We start from the raw sequence: 20,436 nt of genomic DNA, 5'->3' as shown, positions 1-20,436 counted from the left end.
TTGATGCGAAGAAATTTATTAAATTTGGTTACTTTAACCCAAAAACTTTTATGTTAAAGGTTGTGTGGATCTTGTCGTTTTCGCCTTTCATGACGATAGGAAATTCGGCTTTTATGATGCTATCGTAGCTGCTAAGCGCATCTAAAAAGTCATAAAATTTTTGCGGGGTTTTAAGCGAGCTAGTGACATTTAGGCGGTATCTAAAGAACTTCTCAGTTGCGTTATTTTCACCTTCTTCTATCTTGCTAAGGCTCACTTCGCTAAAAAATTGCGATGCGAAATTTATAAATTTATCCTTATCAAAAGCTGTATCATAAGCCAAGATGATAGCGCCGTCTTTTTGTCTTGTCGCTTCAAGTGCTTTAAATTTGGCTTCAAATTCATTTTTTACCTTCGTGTATGATGAGGTTTGCGAGTAGTTTTGTCTTGAGAGGCTTTTAAATTCTTTTATATTTGGCACGATAAAGCCAAATATCATAATGAAGCAAACTATGATAAAAGCAAATATAAAAAGTAAAAGCTTTACTGGGTCGATTTTTTCTAAGCTCGTATCTTTTTTACTCATTATATCCCTCAGAATTATCAATCTTATTTGTGCTTATAAAGCCGTACCAGCCGTTTTTGCTCTGATAAAAGCTAGTGTTTGACGTGGTGAAAATCGACCTTAGCGGCGAGGCTAAGAGCTGGTTAAAGACATCCTTTGTTGGCGTTATGCCACGGATGATGAGTGAATTTTTATCCATAAAGACCTCTTCAAGCGTGATGCTATCAGGCACAAGGTCAAAAAGGTTGTGCAAGCTTTGCTTTAGGATAGAATTTGATGTAAAGATGTCGTTTGCTGAGTCTATCTGCACGGCAAGTTTGGCTGAAATTTCATCCGTGGTGACTATCTTTTGGCTAATCTCTTTTTGCTCGTTTGCTAGAAATTCTATATTTTTTTTGGTTGAGTAGTTTTTATAAACTATGAAGAAATTTGCCACCAAAAGCACCACAAAGACAAAGCCGATAAGGCTTAGCCAGAGCTTACTAAAAATAGATAGAAGCGGTCTTGGTTCTGGAGTGATGAAGCTAAATTTCATAGTGTTATCTCTTCTTGCATGATCTCGTTCATGATGTGATTTGTGTTGATCGGATAGCTTGATGTCTCCACAAATAGCTCAGACTGCAGGTATTGTAAAAAGGTCGCGCTTGTCTTTGTGTTTTCAAAAACGATGATCTGCTCGATAAAATCTCCGCTGTAGATCTGATTTTCATAAAATTCTTTCATAGCCTTTGCGATGTAGTCAAACATCTTCATATCGCGCCCAAAGATCGCCACTGACTTCTCGACATTGGACGAAGCTGGCATGTTTAGCTCGTAGTTTAGATCTTCAAATTCTTTTGGTTTATCATCGCTTAAAAAATCATCCAAGCTTTTAAAATCATCAAGCGCCGTTGCGCCATCTTCTTCTTTTACGATAAGGTTATCTATGTCTGTTATGTCCTCTTCTTTTAGGCTTTCTATCTCTTCGTTGCCCTCTTCAGCGTCGCTCATATTTAAAAATGTAGAGAGCTTCATCTGCTTGTCTTTAAATATCGCAAGCGCAAAAGAGTGCGAGTGGATGTAGAGATATAGCGTGGTTTTTGGCGAAATTCCACGCTTTAAAAGCTCGTGAAAGAGCAGGGCGATAGGCGAGTAGATAAGATCGACACTACCTTGCCCAAAGAGGTTTTTATATCTTCTTATGGCATTTAAATTTGCATATATGCTCCAGCTATCTTGCATCACAAGGTTGGTTAAATTTTGTGTGTTGATGTTAAATTTCTTGTACTCGTCAAAGTTAGCAGTAGGCAGCGCACCTTGTGAGTCGTCGTTAAAAAAGAGCGAAACATAGACGCCAAAATAGGCCTTTTCTTGCTCTTCTATGTATTTTAAAACTTTTTCATCGACACTATCGATGCTTATGTCTGTAAATTTAGCATTTGTGGTTTTTATAAGCTTGCCATTTCTAAAGACCTGACCGTAGAAAATGCACTCGTTGCCCTCGATCACGACGCTTAAGAAAAGGTTTGAAAAAAGCTTTTTGATGCTAAAAGACATAACTCTCCTAAATTTAGTGCATTATTTTTGGTATGTTAGCTAAAAAGGGATTAAATAAGTTTAAAACAGCTCATTTTTGAGCTTAACAAAAACCTCTTTTGTGCTTAGCGCTTCGCTTTTTAGGCCATCATCAAGCAAAGCAGAATTTCTTAAATTTTCAAAATCCTCTATCATCACATCACACATCATTTTGATGCGCTCATTATCAGCCTTACTGACGCCATTTTGGCTCATTTTTTTGATGCGCTCAAGATACTCTTTGCCATTTTTTATGTATGAGTTAAATTTTATCGCCGCCTTGCTTTGATTAAGCGTGGTGGCGGCCATTTTGTTGTAGGCGTCAAGATCAAGAGCTTTTTGGCTTAAATTTATAGCCTTTTCATACTCTTTGCTCTCGTAGTAAAATTTCGCTTCAAGAGCGAGCTTGTAGGAGTTGTCGCTGTAAAAAAAGAGCCCAAACAAGGCTATTATAAAAATGGCTATAAAGATAGAAATTTTATTTTTCATAAATTTCGTCCAAAATTTCTCTTATCTCATCGCTTATTTGCGGGTTTTTATGTGCATATTTTTTCCACCAAATTTTTAAATTTGACCTAAAGTCCTCTTTGTTTTGCAGCACGCTCTTGCCACCGTCATTTTGTGAGGCTTGCCAAAGCTCGTTTTGTATCTTCTCTTTTGCCTCTTTTGGCTCTAAATTTGCCACGCTAAAAGGTGCTGAGAGGCTAAAATTTATAGTTGAAAATGGCTTTGGAAGTATCATTTTATCCCAGCTTTTAAATTCCCAAAACGAGTTTGCTTCGAAATTTAGAGCGTAAATTTCGCAAGATGACTTTTGTGCGATCACTGCAGCTCCGTCTGCGACGCTGTGTCTTGGTCCGCGTGGGCCATCTGGTGTGATGATGACGTCGTGGCCTTGCTTTATCTCTCTTAGGGCTTCTATAAGCGCCCTTGCGCCGCCTTTTGAGCTGCTGCCTCTAATGGTGCCGATGCCAAAAAATTTGATTATTCTGGTGATGAGCTCACCATCTTTGTGGTCGCTTATTATCGCCTTGCCTTGTTTTCTGTTTTGGCTGCTCCACCAGCGTCTATAAGCAAAGCTCATAAAGCTAAGCCTGCCGTGCCAAAAGACGACGACGCAGCCATTTTGTGGTAAGAAATTTGGAGTGTAGCTCTTTTTGCAGGTTAGAAAAATGAGCCACATCAAAATGTAGATGAAAAAGACGCCAACACTCATGGCGAGCTTTTCAAGGGTGTTTTTAAATTTGCAGCTCACCATACAAAACCATTCGTTTTGGGTTTGTGATCTTTACTTTTTGCGTAGTGCCAAGAAGCTCTTCGCTGCCATCAACTTGAACTAAAAAGTTGTTAAAACTTCGCCCAGCAACGCCGCCATTTGCTCTTAGCTCTTCAAAATATACATCAAAAATTTTATCTTTTTGCGCCGCCACGATCTCGTCTAAAATTTCGCTGTGACGATTTTGCAGGCGAGTTAGCCTTTCTGAAGCGGTTTTATCATCTATTTGATTTGTAAAAGTAGCTGCCTTTGTAAGCGGACGAGGCGAATACTTAAAGCTAAAAATTTGCTCAAATCTAACTTGCTCAAGCACGTCCATCGTATCTTCAAATTCGCTTTCGCTCTCGCCCGGAAATGCGACGATGATATCAGTTGAGATGCTCACGTCTGGACACATCTTTCTAAGTCTTAGCGCGCGGTCTAAAAACCACTCTTTTGTGTATCCACGCTTCATTTCACGCAAAACTTTTGTGTTTCCGCTTTGAAGTGGCATGTGCATAGACTTGCAAATTTTTGGGTTATTTGTGAAAATTTCAAGAAATTTATCATCCATATGAAGTGGGTGAGGGCTTGTAAATCTTATCCTCTCAACGCCCTCTATCTCGCTTATCTTTACTAGCAGATCGCTAAAATCGATATTTTCTTGCACGCCTGAAAATCTTTTGCCGTAATTATTGACATTTTGCCCTAGTAAAAATATCTCTTTTGCGCCGCTTTTTGCCGCCTTTTCTACCTCTTTTAGGATGAGGCTTGAAGGGATAGAAATTTCATCGCCTCTGGTGTGTGGGACGATGCAGTAGGTGCATTTTTTATCGCAGCCGATCGAGATGTTGATGTGGCTTTTATATGGCGAGCCTCTAAATTCGCCAAATGCGTATTCGCTCTCGTCGTGGTTGATATCGGTTGAGATAAATTTAGGCGTATTTACAGCCTTTGTGATCTTGCTAACATTTCTTGCACCAAGGACAAAATCAACATAAGGTGCGCGCTTGAAAATTTCACTACCCAAATGGCTTGCAGTGCAGCCGCAAACGCCTATTTTTGCGCCTCTTTTTTTAGCTTTTTCAAAGGCTCCGACCTCGCTAAAGAGCTTATGAACTGGCTTTTCACGAACCGAGCAGGTATTTATAAGGATTAAATCAGCTTCTTCGATGTTTTGTGTTAAGGAGTAGTCTTCTTTTTGTGAGAGCTCGGCTATGATATGCTCGCTATCACGAACATTCATAGCACAACCTAGAGTTTGGATAAAGAGTTTTTTACTCATTAAAGTATATGCACTTCATACATATAATCGCTATCATCAAGTCCGTATTTCACGGTTCTGTGATAAACGCTTAGCCCTTTTTCTTCAAAGTGCTCGACTAAGGCGATTAGTTGTTTGTGCGTGTTTTCTTTATCAAAATAGAAAATTTTCTGACCCTCTTTTTCGACAGCTGCTTCTATCTTTTCTAGTGAAATCGTTTTTGGTTTTGCGTCTAATTCGGCTCTTGCAAGTTTTAGCTCCATTTTTAATCCTTTCAAAATCTTAAATTTTAATCGGTCAATATACCCAAATCATCATAAAAAAAGGATTAAATAAAAGTTAATAACAAGCTTAATGTTATTAAAAGTATGGCTTATGTATAATTTCAAAACTTCACGAAAAATCCCCGAAATTTATCGTCACAATGGAGAAAAAATGGAAAGAATTTCAGATATCATCGAGTCAATTGCAAATGAGAAAAATTTAGAGATAGAAGATGTAAAAGAGCGCGTCATAAGAGCCTTGATAAACACTGCAAAAAGGGTTTATGGAGAAAATTATGAGTATGACGTAAGCATCGATGCTAATAAAAATTTAAAGCTTTATCAAAAAAATTCAATCGTAGCAAACGACGATGAGAGGCTTGCTGAAGACAATGAGCACTTTTTAAGCTTAAAAGAGGCTAAAAAGATAGATAGTGGCGTAGAGATCGGCGATGAACTCACTTACGAACTAAGCCTTGATAACCTTGGTAGAACCGCAGCTCAAACGCTTCATAAGGAGCTTGAGTATCACATCCAGCGCCTAGTAGAAGAGAAAATTTTACAAAAATATAATGAAATGAGCGGTCACATGGTCTTTGGACCAGTTGTTAGAGTCGATAATGATGAAAACACTTTTATCGAGATAGACGAGCTTCGTGCCATCTTGCCACGTAAAAACCGCATAAAAGGCGAGAAATTTAAAGTAGGCGATGTGGTAAAAGCGGTCATTAGAAAGGTTTTTACAGATAAAAATTTAGGCATAAAGGTCGAGCTTTCAAGAACTTCGCCTAAATTTCTTGAAGCACTGCTAACTTCAGAAGTGCCTGAGATAAAAGATGGCGGCATCATCATCCAAGGAAGTGCAAGGATCCCTGGCGAAAGGGCAAAAGTAGCACTCATCTCAACCACTCCAAACATCGATCCAGTCGGCGCAACCGTTGGCACAAAGGGCGTTAGGATAAATGCCGTAAGCAAAGAGCTTCATGGTGAGAGCATCGATGCGATCGAATACACCACCGAGCCAGCGATCTTGGTAGCTCGCGCTATGGCACCTGCTATCATCACATCTGTAAAGATCGAAGAAAACAAGGCGATCGTGACACTTGCGAGCGAGCAAAAGAGCAAGGCGATCGGCAAAAATGGCATAAATATCCGCCTTGCAAGCATGCTAACTGGCTATGAGATCGAGCTAAACGAGCTTGGCTCAAAAACTAGCAGCAGTGGCGAAAATGGCGAAATGGTTAAAGATCTAAAAGCACTTTTTGGTGATAACTAATGAAATTTGAAATAAGAAAAGCGACTGAGGGCGATATAGACGTGATCTGTGAGCTTGTAAGAGAGCTTGCAAGCTATGAAAAGATGAGTGATCAAGTCACTTTTACAAATGAAATTTTTGCAGACTCCATCTTTAATAAAAATCACGCAAAAGCCCTTATCTGCGAAAGCGAGGGCAGGGCGATAGGATATGCTATCTACTTTTACACATTTTCTACATTTTTGGGGCTTGGCGGGATGTACCTTGAGGACATCTACGTCAAAAAAGAGTTTAGAAATCAAGGCATCGGCAAGGCGTTTTTTAAATTTCTAGCTCAAATTTGCAAGGATGAAAATTTAAAAAGGCTTGAGTGGTGCTGCCTAAACTGGAACGAGCCAAGCATCAAATTTTATGAAAGCATGGGCGCTAATAATCAATCTCTTGAGTGGAGAACCTACCGCTTAGACGGCGAAAATTTAGAAAAACTGGTAAATTTATAGTTTCTAGTAAAAGCTCAAATTTGCTTTGAAATTTGAGCTTGTGAGTGATTAAAATTTATATGTATATCCCATATAAAGACCGACATTTGTCTCTTTAATATCAACTAAATTAAATTTACTGATCTTGCCGTAGTCGGTTCTATCAGCTTTTAGACCAAACTCAACTGCATTATTTTCATTTATAGAGTACTCAGCACCAAATCTTGCACCTAGTATCCAGCCAGTTGCGTTGCCTTTTTCAGAGCCATCATGTGTGTCAAATACATCCAATTTAAGTTTTGAAAAACCAGTGTAGCCACCAAGAATTAGTTTAAGATCTTTTGCTACGCTTGGAGTGTAGTCAGCTCCAACTATAAATTTATGTGTATTCCATTTTACTACTGTGCCATCTTCGTCACCAAGTGACTTTTTGGCTTGAAAGTCATATATGTAAGCACCATAAACTCTAGCCACATCAAAGTCATAGCCAGCTTTTAGACCAAGACCTGGTTGTGCTTTTTTAATGCTATCTTTTGATCCATCACCTCTTTTTACTTTTAATTTTGATCCAAAAGAGTAGTCTCCTTCAACTCCTACAAAGGCTCCTTGTGCTAAAGCAGCGGCACTAGCTAGGCTTAAACCTAAAGCAACTTTTAAAACTACATTTTTCATTTTTACTCCTTATTTAAAAAATGTTACGCGACTATTTTAGGTTTTCTTATATTAAATAAAGTTTAAATATTCAATGAAATTAATAAAAAAAATAAAATAATTCAATTGTTTTCTTATCAGAATAAAATTTATAAAATCACTCAAAAAGAAGGAGTGTAAAGTGGCTAAGATGACAAAACGTGATATGGCTTATCATTTAGACGTTGATGTCGCAACGCTTTACAACTGGCGAAAACACAAGCCCAACCTTTATCGTATCGTGATGCTTGGATTTAAATTTGACGAGCTTATCGAGCAGAGCAAGAAGACTTGCAACGAGCTTTGCGAATATGAAAATTTAATCAATCAAGACATAGAAAAATTTAGTAAGTGACGTATAAATTTAAAGTGAGATGATATAAGTTTTTAAAAGGTGGTCAGCCCACCTTTTGTTATTTTATTGCAATTATTTTTGTATCTTTTTGTTTAAGCTCTAGGCTACCATCTACATTACATCTTGGATTTAAAGTTTCTAGGGTCGCTAAAACTTCTGTTTTATTACCTTCGCCTATGTCATCATATCTTTTTAAGATATACATATGTGGTGTATTTTCGGGTATGCTACCTTTTGGCATACTAAAAGCAAAAGCTTTTACGTTAAATTTTTCTAGATCAACTTTTGTATCTTTATCAACTATAAGATAGCCTTTAATGCCATCTTCTTTTAATTCTTTTTTATTTGTGTCGCTATTGTATTCTAGGTCGTAATTTACCCTTTTATAAACTTTTACTTCGCCTTTAAAGTGCTTGATACTTCCCATATCAGCTTTACAAATTTCAGCCAAAGTTGTTGGCTCACCACATCCAGTTAGAGCAAGAGCAAGCATTGCTGTAATACCTGAAAGAACGACTTTTGTTTTCATATTTTTCCTTTTTGTAGAAGTTAGAAATTTGGATTTTACAAAAAAAAATAAAACTGAAAAAAATAAATTAATAAATTTATGAAATATTTGTTGATAAATTTGATGTAAAAAAAGAAATTTGAGCTCAAAGCAAGGGCGGCTTCAAGCTCAGTTAAATTTACTCATTTAGGATAGAGAGAAGCTCTTTATTGTCTTTTGTTTTTAGCATTTTTGCGTATAAGAATTTAAGTGCTTCGACATCGTCCATTGTCGCGATCGCAGAGCGGATAGCCCAAATTTTTTGAAGCTCATCAGGCTTTTGAAGTAGCTCTTCTTTTCTGGTGCCTGATTTTAGCACGTTGATGGCTGGGTAAATTCTGCGGTCTGAGATGTTGCGGTCAAGCACGATCTCACTGTTTCCAGTGCCTTTAAACTCTTCAAATATCACTTCGTCCATACGTGAGCCAGTGTCGATTAGTGCGGTTGCGATGATGGTTAGTGAGCCGCCGTGCTCGATGTTTCTAGCTGCGCCAAAGAAGCGTTTTGGCTTGTGAAGTGCGTTTGCATCCACGCCGCCTGTTAGCACCTTGCCACTTGGTGGGGTCACTGTGTTGTAGGCGCGTGCTAGACGGGTTATGCTATCAAGCAAGATGATGACGTCTTTGCCCATTTCAACTAGACGTTTTGCTTTTTCGATGACTAGCTCTGCTACGCGGACGTGGTTAAGCGCTGGCAGGTCAAATGTCGAGCTAAATACCTCACCTTTTACGCAGCGCTGCATATCGGTAACCTCTTCTGGTCTTTCATCGACTAGAAGCACCATTAGCTGGGCTTCTGGGTGGTTTTTGGCGATGCCGTGAGCTAGCTCTTTCATAAGCTCTGTTTTACCACTTCTTGGAGGTGCGACGATGAGGCCACGCTGACCCTTGCCAATAGGCGTGAAAAGGTCAAGCACACGGCCCGTTAGCTTCATCGGATCATACTCTAAATTTAGCTTTTCAGTTGGAAAGAGTGGGGTTAGGTTGTCAAAGAGTGGCCTCTCTTTTGCATCTGCTAGAGGCATATAATTTACCGCTTCGATCTTTAAAAGAGCGTAGTATTTTTCTTGGTCTTTTGGCTCTCTTACTTGGCCGGTGATGATGTCGCCCACACGAAGTGCAAATTTGCGGATTTGAGAGTTTGAAACATAAGCGTCGTTTGAGCTGTCGCTTAAATTTGCATCAACAGCCCTTAAAAAGCCGTAGCCCTCGTTTGTGATCTCTAAAATTCCAGTAAATAGTATAAAGCCGCCTTGTTTTGTCTGGGTTTTTAGTATCTCAAATATCAAATCCTGCCTGCGAAATTCGCGTGGATTTTCGACGCCAACGCCATTTGCAATCTGCACTAGTTCATCTAAGCTAAGCGTTCTTAGCTCTTCGATCTTGTGTCCGTCGACTGGTACGTGAGTTCTTGATGCTTGATGTTTTTTTGTAGTTTTTGCGCTTTGAGTAGCACTTTGCTCGGTTTGGTTATTGTTTTCCATTTTTCCTCTTTAAATGCGGGGATAAGATTGCAGAATTCTGGGCTTCAAAAGTTTTTTGAAAGTTTTGGCATTTTATAAAAATAAAACTTTGTTGTCAAGAAATGCCACAACCAAAGTCGCTAAAGTAGGCAAATTTGCAGGCAAAATGACCTGCAAATTTAAATCAGTGTTCGCTCTTCAGTCCAGCACCGCACATCGAGATGATGCTTTTGCCCTCTATCTTGTGTGATTTTACGTAGCTTGCGTAGGCAGTGTAGATCGCTGCTGTGGTGTGCTCGACGTAAAAGCCGCGGCTTGCTAGGAAATTTCTAGCTGGCTCAATATCCTCTTCTTTTATCGTGATCACCTCGCGTTCTCCTGTGTAACTGCTAGCTAATATCTCAGCGCCACGAGCAGGTTTTGCGATAGCTATGCCCTCAGCCAAAGTTGGCTCTGGCTTGATCGCACGTGGCTCGTTTGCTGCCCCTAAAAATGGCGCACACTTTTCACTTTGAACGATGAAAATTTTAGGTAGTTTTTTGATCGCTCCAGCCTCAAATAGCTCGTTTAGCGCGATTTCACAGCCAATTAGCAAGGTGCCGTTGCCAACTGGCAAAAAGAGATTTTCAGGGATAAAGCCAAGCTGCTCGTAAATTTCATATATATATGTTTTAGTGCCTTGGTAAAAAAGCGGGTTAAATACGTGGTTTGCGTAAAATATGCCCTCATCTTTTGCCCTTTTTCTGCAAGCATCTGCCGTCTCGTCGCGCGTGCCGTCAAAGACAACCGCCTTTGCGCCGTAGTACTCAAGCATCTTTATCTTTTTCTCGCTTGTGCCTTTCGGGACGTAAATTTCACACTCTATGCCAGCTCTAGCAGCGTATGCAGCGACCGAGTTTCCAGCGTTTCCGCTGCTATCTTGCAAGATCTTTTTAATGCCATGAGTTTTACAAAACCAAATAAGCATCACCGCACCCCTATCTTTAAAAGAGAGCGTTGGCATCGCATAGTCCATTTTAAGATAGAGCGAGTCATTAAATTTCACGCTCTTTGTTAGCCCTTCGCCAAGGCTGATATCGCGCCAAAGCTCGTTTTTGATAGGGAAAAATTTGCGGTATCTAAAAAGGCTAAACTCGCGCTGATCGATCAAATTTAGATCAAATTTGGCAGGTTTAAACTCCAGATCATATAGCCCACCGCACTCGCACGCAAATATAGGCGTCTCAAAACTAACGCTCTTGCCGCACTTTGAACAGATAAATTTAGGCATTTTTGCTCCTTTAAAGCTTTTTAAAGTTTTCTATCGAGTATCGCTGTGGCTTCGATCTCTAGCAGGCAGCCAAAGTGAAGTTTGTTTGTTGGCACTACGACGCGAGCTGGCTTATGCTCGCCAAAAAATAGCGCATATTCATCATCTATCTCGTCCCAAAAGTCGATATCTGGTGTATAGATGCGGCACATCAAGATGTCGTTTCTTGTCGCATTTGCCAGCTTTAGCACGTTATCAAGGTTTTTTAAAGCCTGCCTTGTTTGCGCTTTTAGCCCTTCTGGGATCTGCCTAGTCTCTGGGTCCATACTAAGCTGTCCTGAGATATAGAGGATGCCGTTGTGCTCGGTTGCCAAAGAGTAGTGAGCCTTTTTCTTTTTTGAAATTTCGGTTTCGTAAATTTTCATATTTTCTCCTTAAAAATTTAAAGAATTATAGATAAAAAATTATTATTTTTGCTTAAATTTTATAATTTTTAATAAAAAATTATATTTTACTTATCTAAGTTTTAAAAATATTTTAGATAAACTACTCGGTAAAAAAACAAAAGGCGCCTTATGCATCCTATATTAAAGGCATTTATCCCAACGGCAAATCTCATACAAAAAAGCTCGCCATTTGCCTGCGAAGTCGTCCTGCACGATCTCTCTCACCCACAGCGCTCAGTCGTCTACGTAGCTGGCGACGTCACTGGCAGAAAGGTCGGACAAAGCTTTGACCACCTTGTAAGCGAGGTCTTAAATAGCAAAAATTTCAAAGACGACTACGTGGCAAACTACTTTTTTGCAAAGGATGAAAAGCTGGTGAAGTCATCAACTGCATTTATCAGAGACGAGCACGGCGAGATCATCGGAGCGATATGCGTAAATGTTGATGCGAGCGTGGCAAAGAGCCTTTTTGAAGTGGCTGGGAATTTCTTAAAAACTAGTGAAAATGAGCCAAAAAGCGAGCAAAACGACGATGTGATGCAGATCGTCTTAAATTTGATCGACAAGATCATCGCCAAAAATGAGGGCAAAAAGCTCAAAAAGGAGCAAAAGCTAGAGCTCGTGGGCTTTATGAACGAAAAGGGCATTTTTAACATAAAAGGCGCTATCGAGGTCGTGGCAGCCAAGCTAAACGTCTCAAAGATCACGATATACGGCTATCTAGACCAGCTTAAAAAGAAGCGCCCGTGAAGTGTAGGTGCGCTCATTGCAAGCAAAGCTTTGATGAAAGTGCGATGATAGAGACTAAAAGCGGGCTTAAGTTTTGCTGCGTTGGCTGCAAAGGCGTCTATGAAATTTTAAATGAAAGTGGCCTTGGCGAGTTTTATGAACGACTTGGCAAAAACACGCTAAATCCTGCAAGTAGCGGTGCAAATGTCAAAAATTTAGCGGCAAATTTTAGCGAGCTAGTGACAAAAGAGGGCGAGTTTTCTAAAATTTCGCTTCTCATTGACGGCATAACCTGCTCTGCGTGCATCTGGCTGCTTGAAAAGGCGCTTTTTAGCCTGCCTGGCATCTTGGAGGTAAATATCAACTCGCTTAGCCAAAAGGCGGTCATCGTTTACGATGAGCAAGAGCTTTTGGTGGAGCAAATAATCGAGAAAATTTACGCCGTTGGCTACACTCCAAAGGCCTACGCAGCGAGCCAAAAAGAGGACGAGCTAGTCAAAAAAAGGCGAAATTTCTACGCAAAAGCGCTTGTTGGCATCTTTGCTACGATGAATATCATGTGGCTGGCGATCGCGCAGTATGGCGGCTACTTTAGCGGTATCAGAAGCGACGTGAAGGATCTGCTAAGCTTCGCACAGTTCGTGCTGGCAACGCCTGTGCTTTTCTACACTGGCAGCGAGTTTTTCAAGGGGGCGAAGATCGCCATTAAAAACGCCTCACCAAATATGGATCTGCTCGTTATCACGGGGGCTAGCATAACATATATTTATTCTATTTTTGCGATGCTCTCAAGAAGCGGCGAGAGCTATTTTGACTCGGTCGCGATGATCATAACCTTTGTTTTTATCGGTAAATTTTTAGAAATTTTAGGCAAGAAAAAGGCGCTTGAGACCTCAAATTTCTTAAGCGACATGCTGCTTGCAAAAGTGTGTGTTTTAGAGGATGGCAAGGACGTTTTAAAAGAGCCAAAGGATGTAAATTTAGGCGAAAAGATCGTGCTAAGAGCTGGTGAGAGGGCGCTGCTTGATGGGGTGGTGCTTAGCGGCGAGGCAAGTATCGATAGCTCAAGCTTAACAGGCGAAAGCTTGCCACTTTTGCTAAGCTCTGGCGGCGAGGTAAAAAGCGGCGTCGTCTGTCTAAACGGGCAGATCGTCTATGAGGCAAGGCAAATTTTTAAAAACTCATACCTTAATAAGCTTATAAATTTACTCCAAAACGCAGAGCTAAAAAAGCCAAATATCGAGCTAGCGGTCAATAAAATCGCCTCGAAATTCTCTCTTAGCGTGCTTGCTCTAGCGTTTTTTACATTTTGGTTTTGGTATTTTAAATTTGGCTTTTCAGAAGCGGTAGTGACAGCCGTGAGCGTCATCGTGATCGCTTGCCCTTGTGCGCTTGCCCTTGCCACGCCAGTTAGCAGCGTTTGCGCCCTTGGGGTTGCCTTTAAAAACAAGGTGCTTTTTAAGGAGGCTAAATTTTTTGAAAGCCTTGCAAAGTGCGATGTAGCGGTATTTGACAAGACTGGGACGCTTACAAAGGCTAAATTTGAAGTTGGCGAGTTTTTTATAAAAGAGGGCGTTGGTACCGATAAAATTTACTCGCTTTGCCTCATCTCAAACCACCAAATAAGTGTGGCGGTGGCCGAGTTTTTAAAGCAAAAAGGCGCAAAAAAAGTTGAGCTTGAAAATGCAAATTTAAGCGTGGCAAAGGGAGTTAGCGCTGATATTATGGGTGAGCGTTTTGTGGCTGGAAGTAGGCGCTTTTTGGCTGAAAATGGGGTGAAATTTGATGAGTGCGAAGAAAATGTGAGCTTTTTTGTGGGCAAGCAGGGCGAGCTGGTGGCTAAATTTTACCTAAAAGATAGCGTAAAGCCTGAGGCAAAGGCTTTGATGGACGAGCTAAAGAGTGCTGGCATGAAGGTATGTATCCTAAGTGGCGACGTGCAAAATGTGGTAAAAAACGTGGCAGATGAGCTTGGTGTGAGCGAGTTTGGAGCAGGGATGCTGCCTGATGAAAAGGCTAAATTTATAGCTGGTCTTAAGCAGCAGGGCAAAAAGGTGCTGATGGTGGGGGACGGCATAAACGACGCAGCCGCGCTTAGCCTTGCTCACGTGGCTATTTGCATGGGAAGTGGCGCTGCGGTGAGCTTAGAAAAAAGCGACGTGGTGCTACTTGATGATAGCTTGCAAAGCCTTGCAAAAGCGGTGAAAATTTCAAAATTTACTTATAAAACGATAAAGCAAAATTTACTCTTTTGCCTGCTTTATAACGCCCTTAGCCTGCCATTTGCGGTGTGTGGCTACGTCATGCCGCTCTTTGCTGCGCTTTTCATGTCGGCAAGCTCGCTAAGCGTCATACTAAACTCGCTTTTTATAGTTAGAAAATTTAAGGACAAATAGTGGATACAACGACTCTTGCGATGCTTGTTTTTATCTCGGTTTTGATGGGGGCAGCCCTGCTTTTTGGCGTGCTTTGGGGGATAAAAAATAGGCAGTTTGAAGACTACCGCAAATTTTTAGACGGAGCAAATTTAGATGGCGAAGACGCGCTAAATGAAGCCTACCAGCTCGAACTTCGTAAAAAAGAGGCTCTAAAAAAGAGGCTAGAAGCTAGCAAAAATGAGCATGAAAGCAAGGGCGAGCATGATGAGGCCGACAAAAAACTCTAAAACTTTCCAAGAGATGGGTCTTGCAAAAATGGGCGCTAAAAACCTAGCCAGATAGCCAAGTGTAAAGAAAAAACAAAACGAGGCAAGACTAGCTCCCACGCCAAATATCAAATTTTCATCTTTAAATTTAGTAGAAACCGAGCCTATTAGGATCATGGTGTCAAGATAGACGTGAGGATTTAGCCAGGTAAAAGCGAGCGTTAAAAGGATATTTTTCTTTAAATTTGATCTGGCATAATCGCTGCTCGTATCCATACTAAGGTCCTTAAAAAAGCACGTGTGAAAGCTCTTTAGCGCGTAAAAAAGTAAAAATAAAAAGCCACCATATAGGGCGATTTGCTTGATGACGGAGAAATTTTGCACGAGGCTACCAAGCCCAAAAACTCCTGCAAAGATCAAGAGAGCATCGCTAATGGCGCAAATAAGGCAGATGATAAAGATATTTTCTCTTTTGATGCCCTGTTTTAGGACAAATGCGTTTTGCGCGCCAATGGCTAAAATGAGCGATAAAGAGGTGAAAAATCCAGATATAAATGCTTGCAAATTTATCCTTTCCGCTAAATTTTGGCTTAAATTTAGCAAAATTTAACTTTATCATAACCATAAATTTATGCCTTTTTTTATAAAATCAGCAAATTAAAATTGCAAAAAGGAAAGCAGTTGCAAGCACTAGCCCTAAAATATCGACCAAAAAATTTTGACGAGCTCATCGGACAAGAAGCCGTAAGCAAGAGCCTAACCCATGCACTTGACGAAAATAGAGTGAGCCATGCCTATTTGTTTTCAGGCCTTAGGGGAAGCGGCAAGACATCGAGCGCTAGGATATTTGCAAAGGCTTTGGTCTGCGAGAAAGGGCCAACTTCTAGGCCTTGCGAGGTCTGCGCGCAGTGCGTGATGGCAAACGAGTCGCGCCATATGGACATCATCGAGATGGACGCAGCCAGCCACAGAAAGATCGACGATATAAGGGAGCTCATCGAGCAGACAAAATACGCTCCTACGGCTGCTAGATATAAAATTTTCATCATCGACGAAGTGCACATGCTAACAAAAGAGGCGTTTAATGCCCTTCTTAAAACGCTCGAAGAGCCGCCAAGCTATGTTAAATTTATCCTTGCAACGACCGACCCGCTTAAGCTTCCGACGACGGTGCTTTCAAGGACGCAGCATTTTAGATTTAAGCAAATAAGCAGGTATGAGATCGTAAAACATCTTGAATTTATCCTTAGTAAAGAGGGCGTGAGCTACGAGAGGGAGGCGCTTGAGATACTAGCTAGAAGCGGCGGCGGCTCGCTAAGAGATACGCTAACACTACTTGATCAAGCTATCATTTATGGCGCTGGCAATATCACAAAATCAAGCGTGGCGGAGATGCTTGGACTTCTTGATCCAAGTAGGATCGAGCAGATCATCGAACACGTCGCAAATGCCGATAAAAACGCTATTAGAGTGCTTGTAACTGAGCTTGAGACCTATGAGCCAGAGATGATCATAGATGAAATTTTGGCAAATTTAAAGCAGAGATTTTTAGACAATGATCCAAAATTTTCGCTTCTTATATATGAGAGATTTTTTAGGATTTTGGCGCAGGCAAAGTCGATGCTAAGCGTATCAAGCGACAATGGCTTTGTGCTCATGCTTATGCTTTTTATGATGATAGAGGCGCTAAATCTGCAAGATATCGATGAAGCCATAAAGCTTGCTAAGAGCGAACCTAGGGTGGCTGTGATCGAGCCAAAAGCTGGTGTGAGTGAGCAAATTTTAGCCGTAAAAGAGGCGCCAAAGACACCGTATGAGCAGTTTGTGGCAAAAATTTATGATAGAAGCTTCGAGCTTGGAGAAATTTTTAAAAATCACATAAGTTTTAGCTTTTTAAATGAAAATGAGCTTGGCCTAGTCGTCAATGCAACTGGCGATGAGCTGGCATTTTTCAAAAAAAGCTGGGGCGTAATGCATGAAATTTTACATACAATTTTTGGTAGAAAAATAAAGATTGTAAATGCTAAAACCCAAGCTCCTGCCCCAAAGCCTGAGCTGCAAACTCCGCCACAAGAACCACAGGACAAATATAGCTACCTTGACGATGAGATCGCTAAGATAAAGGCTAGGCAGCAAGATGAGCAAAAAGATGAGCCAGTAAGCAAGCCTGCTGCGCCTGAAACTAGGGTAAATGCGCTATCTCAGCCGCAAAATGACTTTGCAAAAGAGCTGATGTCGCTAAGCCAGAGCAAAAGCCCAGAGGAGCTTAAAAAGCAAAGAGAAGAGGGCGTGATAAAAGAGGCAAATAGGCTCTTTGGACAGCCTGAAGTGCAAAATAGCTAGGGATTTGGCTCTTTTGTAAATTTGACTTTTTGGTCTAAATTTTTAAATAAAAGTGGCCAAATTTAGCTTTTTAATAAATTTATCTGCTGCTATCCTGACTAAATAAAATCTCAAATTTATATTGCAAATTTAAAAGAGCTAGGGCTTGTTAAATTTGAGCTTTTAATGAGGCAGATAAATTTAAAATTCTGGTAAATTTGCCCCTTGTTTGCAAAATCAAATTTAGTTCAAAATTTATCTGCTGTAGCTATTTCGGATATAAACTTAAGGTTGAAAATTTGTATTAGTTTAGGTTTATTAAATTTAACCTTTCTAAAGCAAAATTTCTAAATAAAATTAGTCAAAATTTAGCTTGTCGTTTAGACTTGATACTTAAATTTAAAGCCTAAATTTATCTGTTATGACCATTTTGCTAAGTAAAATCCCCAAACTATGAAAGTAAATTTACAATGGCTATGACTTGTTAATTTTTAAATTTGTCCTTTTGGACAAAATTTCTAAACAAAAGTAGCCAAAATTTTGATAGGTATTCTTGTTTTTATGTTTAAAGCTTGAAGTCTTAAATTTATTCGTATGGCTTTTTTGGATATGAGCTTAAATTTCTAAATTTGCATGAGTTTTGGCTTATTAAATTTAAAATTTATTCTTGTGCGTAAAGCCAAATTTAGCTCAAAATTTAACTATATAGATTTTATATTTTTAAAAAATTTATCTGTTGTGTTTAAAAAATTTCTAAGCGATAATGCTTATTGGATTTAGCTCTAAATTTAATAATCGCAGGATTTTATATTTTAAATTTGATTAAAAAAGTCTCCAAGCCCAAAATGAGCTTGGAGATCGCGTTTTAGCAAGAGAAGCAGGTCTTAAACTCATAAGCAGTTGGGCGCGCTTCGTAAGGCCAAACCTGAGTTTCAAATTTCATGTGTTGATAAGTGTCGATGAAAAGATCGCTCATTATCGGTTTTAGGTATTCGTTATCGCGGATAAGCGCTTCAAGGCTGCCACGAAGCGTGTGTGGTAGCTGCTCGATGCCGCGTTCTCTGATCTCATCTAGGTGAAGTTTAAATAAATTTTCATCCATCGGACCAACTGGCTCGTATTTGTTTTTAACGCCGTCAAGACCCGCCATTAGCATCGCTGAGAAGGCTAGATAAGGGTTTGCTGTGCTATCTGGAAATCTCATCTCAGCCCTAACTGACTTCTCGCCAGCTCCGTAAGGTATGCGGATGCTCGCTGAGCGGTTTTGGCTCGAGTAGGTGAGGATAGATGGCGCTTCAAAGCCTGGGATTAGGCGTTTGTAGCTGTTTGTGCTAGGGTTTGTGAAGGCTGCAACGCTTCTTGCGTGTTTTAAAACGCCGCCGATGTAGTGCCTAGCAAAGTCGCTTAAATTTGCGTAGTTGCCCTCTTTGTAGAATAAATTTTTACCATCTTTCCAGACTGATTGATGCACGTGCATGCCGCTGCCGTTGTCGCCATAAAGCGGTTTTGGCATAAATGTAACTGTCTTGCCGTTTAGGTGAGCGACCATGCGAACGACGTATTTGTAAATTTGAACGTTATCAGCAGCCTCGACTAGGTTGCCAAATTTCACGCCGATCTCGCCTTGACCTTGTGCGACTTCGTGGTGTCCTAAAAATACTTCAAGGCCAACTTGCTCTAAAACTTGCATCATTTCAGCTCTTAGATCGACCATACTGTCGATTGGCTGAGTCATCAAGTAGCCGCCTTTTCTGCGTGGGCGGTGACCTGTGTTGTAGCTATCTTTGAAGTCCGCAGCGTCGTTCCACTCGCCTTCTTCGCTATCTACTTGATACATCGCGTAGTTTGGGCTGTCGATGATTTTGACGTTGTCAAATACAAAAAATTCATTCTCAGGGCCAAAATATGCCTCATCGCCAAGTCCGCTATCTTTTACATATTGCATCGCTCTTTTTGCGATCGAGCGAGGGCATTTTTCATAAATTTGACCTTTGTAAATGTCGTAGATATCGCAAAAAACAACGACTGTGATGTCAGAGGTAAATGGGTCCAAAAACGCCGATGTCGCTTCTGGCTTCATTATCATATCGCTCTTGTCGATAGGCTGCCAGCCGTTCATCGAGCTAGCGTCCATTGGGATGCCGTTTGTGAAATTCTCTTTTGTAACAGCTTTTATGTTGTAGCTTATGCTGTGCCAAGCGCCGTTTAGATCGGTAAATCTAAAATCTACAAATTTAACTTCATTTTCTTTGCAAAAATCAAAAAAATGATCGATGTTTTGGACAAATTTTCCCATTTTTTATCTCCTTCTGGTTTTTAATTTTCGTATTGTATCACAAAATTTTATATTTAAGATTATTTTTATATTTTATTTGACCCCAAACTAAAATTTTACTAATTCTCTATCTCTATTTTTAAATATCGCACACTTTGAATACCCCAAATTTCTAGCTATCTGCTCGCAAATTTCGCCGTTTTTACCGATCTCTTCTTTGGCATGAGCGTCTGAGCCAAAGGTGATAGTGATGTCATTTTCAGCGATTAGCTCAAGTAAATTTACGCTTGGATATTGCTCGCCGATAGGCTTTCTAAAGCCAGCTGTGTTTATCTCAACTACCAAATTTGCCTCTTTTATCGCTTTTATGGCGTTTTTGGCTAGGATCCTGACATCTTTTTTGGGTAAAAATTTAAAGAGTTTTAAAAGATCGATGTGACCCATGATGTCAAATTTACCAAGCCTAGCTGATCTTTCTATGTGGTCAAAATACTCCTGCCAAATTTGATCCAAGTCTTTGCCCTCGTAGCCGCCGATAAATTCAGGGTTGTCAAACGCCCAGCCGTTAAAAAAATGCACAGAGCCTATTAGATAATCAACCTTTCTAGCAAAAACTCGCTCGTCCATAAAGCCATCTAAAAAGTCCATCTCATAACCAAGTAAAATTTCTATCTCACCGCTAAATTCATCTCTTAAACGTAAAATTTCGTCTTCGTAGCTTTGCATCTCCTCAAATTTCATCCTATAAGCTTCATCGTAGTTCATCGGCGCATGATCGCTAAAGCCAAAGTATCTTGTGCCAGCTTTTATGGCGCATCTCACAAATTCTAGTGGTTCGCCAACTGCGTGGTTGCAAAGAGGTGTGTGGTTGTGAAGATCGACGGTCATTTTTAGCCTTTTAAAGTCGTTTATTTTTCAAAAATGCTACCTAAAATTTGATAAATTTAAAGATAAACGCATACTTTTTAAACTTTCTTTTTATTTAAATCCTATATAATCAAGGCAAATTTTATTAGGAGCTTTTATGACCCAAGAGGAACTTGACGCGCTTATGGCGGGCGGATTAGAGGATGATTTAGGTGATACTAAAGATGCCAGCCAAG

General features: G+C 40.2%; 22 protein-coding genes. 7 read left to right on the top strand and 15 right to left on the bottom strand.

The genetic code is table 11. The features are described 5' to 3' along the window. Window positions 1-28: 28 nt before the first annotated feature. The 7 genes from UNSWCS_RS06800 to UNSWCS_RS06770 are packed head-to-tail and all read right to left on the bottom strand — an operon-like array spanning window position 29 to window position 4,880. Window positions 29-565: a hypothetical protein gene (locus UNSWCS_RS06800; protein WP_002942078.1), complete on the bottom strand. Its 537-nt coding sequence runs from the start codon at window positions 563-565 to the stop codon at window positions 29-31. Next, entirely contained in the window at window positions 558-1,079 is a 522-nt protein-coding gene (locus UNSWCS_RS06795) for a hypothetical protein (protein ID WP_021087911.1), read from the bottom strand. The genes UNSWCS_RS06800 and UNSWCS_RS06795 overlap by 8 nt, the downstream gene beginning before the upstream one ends. Continuing rightward, complete coding sequence (locus tag UNSWCS_RS06790) at window positions 1,076-2,080, bottom strand: hypothetical protein (protein ID WP_021087947.1); 1,005 nt, start codon at window positions 2,078-2,080, stop codon at window positions 1,076-1,078. Before UNSWCS_RS06790 ends, UNSWCS_RS06795 begins: the two co-directional genes overlap by 4 nt. 60 nt (window positions 2,081-2,140) lie before the next feature. Further along, a complete protein-coding gene (locus UNSWCS_RS06785; RefSeq protein ID WP_021087944.1) occupies window positions 2,141-2,587 on the bottom strand; it encodes a hypothetical protein in 447 nt (148 codons plus the stop codon). Further along, window positions 2,577-3,356 carry a lysophospholipid acyltransferase family protein gene (locus tag UNSWCS_RS06780; RefSeq protein ID WP_021087895.1) on the bottom strand — a complete coding sequence of 260 codons (780 nt, stop codon included), beginning with the start codon at window positions 3,354-3,356 and terminating at the stop codon, window positions 2,577-2,579. Before UNSWCS_RS06780 ends, UNSWCS_RS06785 begins: the two co-directional genes overlap by 11 nt. Next, complete coding sequence (miaB, locus tag UNSWCS_RS06775) at window positions 3,337-4,638, bottom strand: tRNA (N6-isopentenyl adenosine(37)-C2)-methylthiotransferase MiaB (protein WP_021087930.1); 1,302 nt, start codon at window positions 4,636-4,638, stop codon at window positions 3,337-3,339. The genes UNSWCS_RS06780 and miaB overlap by 20 nt, the downstream gene beginning before the upstream one ends. Further along, complete coding sequence (locus tag UNSWCS_RS06770; protein ID WP_002941786.1) at window positions 4,638-4,880, bottom strand: HP0268 family nuclease; 243 nt, start codon at window positions 4,878-4,880, stop codon at window positions 4,638-4,640. Before UNSWCS_RS06770 ends, miaB begins: the two co-directional genes overlap by 1 nt. Before the next feature lie 172 nt (window positions 4,881-5,052). On the opposite strand from UNSWCS_RS06770, the gene nusA reads away from it, so the two are divergent. Both nusA and UNSWCS_RS06760 read left to right on the top strand, forming a co-directional pair. Then, window positions 5,053-6,156, top strand: coding sequence for a transcription termination factor NusA (nusA, locus tag UNSWCS_RS06765; RefSeq protein WP_021087893.1), 1,104 nt, complete (start codon window positions 5,053-5,055; stop codon window positions 6,154-6,156). Next, complete coding sequence (locus UNSWCS_RS06760; RefSeq protein ID WP_021087887.1) at window positions 6,156-6,635, top strand: GNAT family N-acetyltransferase; 480 nt, start codon at window positions 6,156-6,158, stop codon at window positions 6,633-6,635. Before nusA ends, UNSWCS_RS06760 begins: the two co-directional genes overlap by 1 nt. Window positions 6,636-6,683: 48 nt before the next feature. On the opposite strand, the gene UNSWCS_RS06755 is transcribed toward UNSWCS_RS06760, so the two are convergent. Beyond that, a complete protein-coding gene (locus UNSWCS_RS06755; protein ID WP_021087918.1) occupies window positions 6,684-7,286 on the bottom strand; it encodes an outer membrane beta-barrel protein in 603 nt (200 codons plus the stop codon). 160 nt (window positions 7,287-7,446) lie between these two features. Between UNSWCS_RS06755 and UNSWCS_RS06750 the strand changes: the two genes are divergently transcribed. Next, a complete protein-coding gene (locus tag UNSWCS_RS06750; RefSeq protein WP_002941953.1) occupies window positions 7,447-7,659 on the top strand; it encodes a transcriptional regulator in 213 nt (70 codons plus the stop codon). A gap of 58 nt (window positions 7,660-7,717) precedes the next feature. On the opposite strand, the gene UNSWCS_RS06745 is transcribed toward UNSWCS_RS06750, so the two are convergent. The 4 genes from UNSWCS_RS06745 to UNSWCS_RS06730 form a co-directional block, all read right to left on the bottom strand. After that, a complete protein-coding gene (locus tag UNSWCS_RS06745) occupies window positions 7,718-8,188 on the bottom strand; it encodes a hypothetical protein (protein WP_021087940.1) in 471 nt (156 codons plus the stop codon). Between the two features lie 157 nt (window positions 8,189-8,345). Next, complete coding sequence (rho, locus tag UNSWCS_RS06740; protein WP_021087945.1) at window positions 8,346-9,689, bottom strand: transcription termination factor Rho; 1,344 nt, start codon at window positions 9,687-9,689, stop codon at window positions 8,346-8,348. Between the two features lie 163 nt (window positions 9,690-9,852). After that, window positions 9,853-10,938, bottom strand: a complete 1,086-nt coding sequence (locus UNSWCS_RS06735; protein ID WP_021087903.1) for a pyridoxal-phosphate dependent enzyme — start codon at window positions 10,936-10,938, stop codon at window positions 9,853-9,855. Window positions 10,939-10,958: 20 nt separating this feature from the next. After that, window positions 10,959-11,342: a RidA family protein gene (locus tag UNSWCS_RS06730; protein WP_021087901.1), complete on the bottom strand. Its 384-nt coding sequence runs from the start codon at window positions 11,340-11,342 to the stop codon at window positions 10,959-10,961. A 150-nt stretch (window positions 11,343-11,492) separates the two neighbouring features. Here UNSWCS_RS06730 and UNSWCS_RS06725 point away from each other — a divergent pair, with 150 nt between their 5' ends. Genes UNSWCS_RS06725 through ccoS form a run of 3 tightly spaced genes read left to right on the top strand, consistent with a single transcriptional unit; the run spans window position 11,493 to window position 14,757 of the window. Beyond that, on the top strand, window positions 11,493-12,113 hold the full coding sequence (locus UNSWCS_RS06725) for a transcriptional regulator (protein ID WP_021087904.1): 621 nt from the start codon (window positions 11,493-11,495) through the stop codon (window positions 12,111-12,113). Further along, window positions 12,110-14,488, top strand: a complete 2,379-nt coding sequence (locus UNSWCS_RS06720; protein WP_021087938.1) for a heavy metal translocating P-type ATPase — start codon at window positions 12,110-12,112, stop codon at window positions 14,486-14,488. Before UNSWCS_RS06725 ends, UNSWCS_RS06720 begins: the two co-directional genes overlap by 4 nt. Continuing rightward, window positions 14,488-14,757: a cbb3-type cytochrome oxidase assembly protein CcoS gene (gene ccoS / locus UNSWCS_RS06715; RefSeq protein ID WP_103558499.1), complete on the top strand. Its 270-nt coding sequence runs from the start codon at window positions 14,488-14,490 to the stop codon at window positions 14,755-14,757. Before UNSWCS_RS06720 ends, ccoS begins: the two co-directional genes overlap by 1 nt. Here ccoS and UNSWCS_RS06710 read toward each other — a convergent pair. After that, window positions 14,692-15,300, bottom strand: a complete 609-nt coding sequence (locus UNSWCS_RS06710; protein ID WP_235044395.1) for a LysE/ArgO family amino acid transporter — start codon at window positions 15,298-15,300, stop codon at window positions 14,692-14,694. The two genes, ccoS and UNSWCS_RS06710, sit on opposite strands and share 66 nt — an antisense overlap. A 117-nt stretch (window positions 15,301-15,417) precedes the next feature. Between UNSWCS_RS06710 and UNSWCS_RS06705 the strand changes: the two genes are divergently transcribed. Beyond that, complete coding sequence (locus tag UNSWCS_RS06705) at window positions 15,418-17,079, top strand: DNA polymerase III subunit gamma/tau (RefSeq protein ID WP_021087889.1); 1,662 nt, start codon at window positions 15,418-15,420, stop codon at window positions 17,077-17,079. A gap of 844 nt (window positions 17,080-17,923) precedes the next feature. Here the strand turns inward: UNSWCS_RS06705 and glnA are convergent. Beyond that, window positions 17,924-19,354: a type I glutamate--ammonia ligase gene (gene glnA, locus UNSWCS_RS06700; protein ID WP_021087910.1), complete on the bottom strand. Its 1,431-nt coding sequence runs from the start codon at window positions 19,352-19,354 to the stop codon at window positions 17,924-17,926. Between the two features lie 87 nt (window positions 19,355-19,441). Continuing rightward, the gene (locus UNSWCS_RS06695; protein ID WP_021087937.1) at window positions 19,442-20,221 is read right to left on the bottom strand and encodes a histidinol-phosphatase; all 780 of its coding nucleotides are present in this window, start codon (window positions 20,219-20,221) and stop codon (window positions 19,442-19,444) included. Window positions 20,222-20,436 lie beyond the last annotated feature (215 nt).

This window comes from Campylobacter concisus UNSWCS, assembly GCF_000466685.1.
Taxonomy (GTDB): Bacteria; Campylobacterota; Campylobacteria; order Campylobacterales; family Campylobacteraceae; genus Campylobacter_A; species Campylobacter_A concisus_A.
The sequence above is the reverse complement of the archived record's forward strand: the minus strand, read 5'-3'. Positions and strand labels throughout refer to the sequence as shown.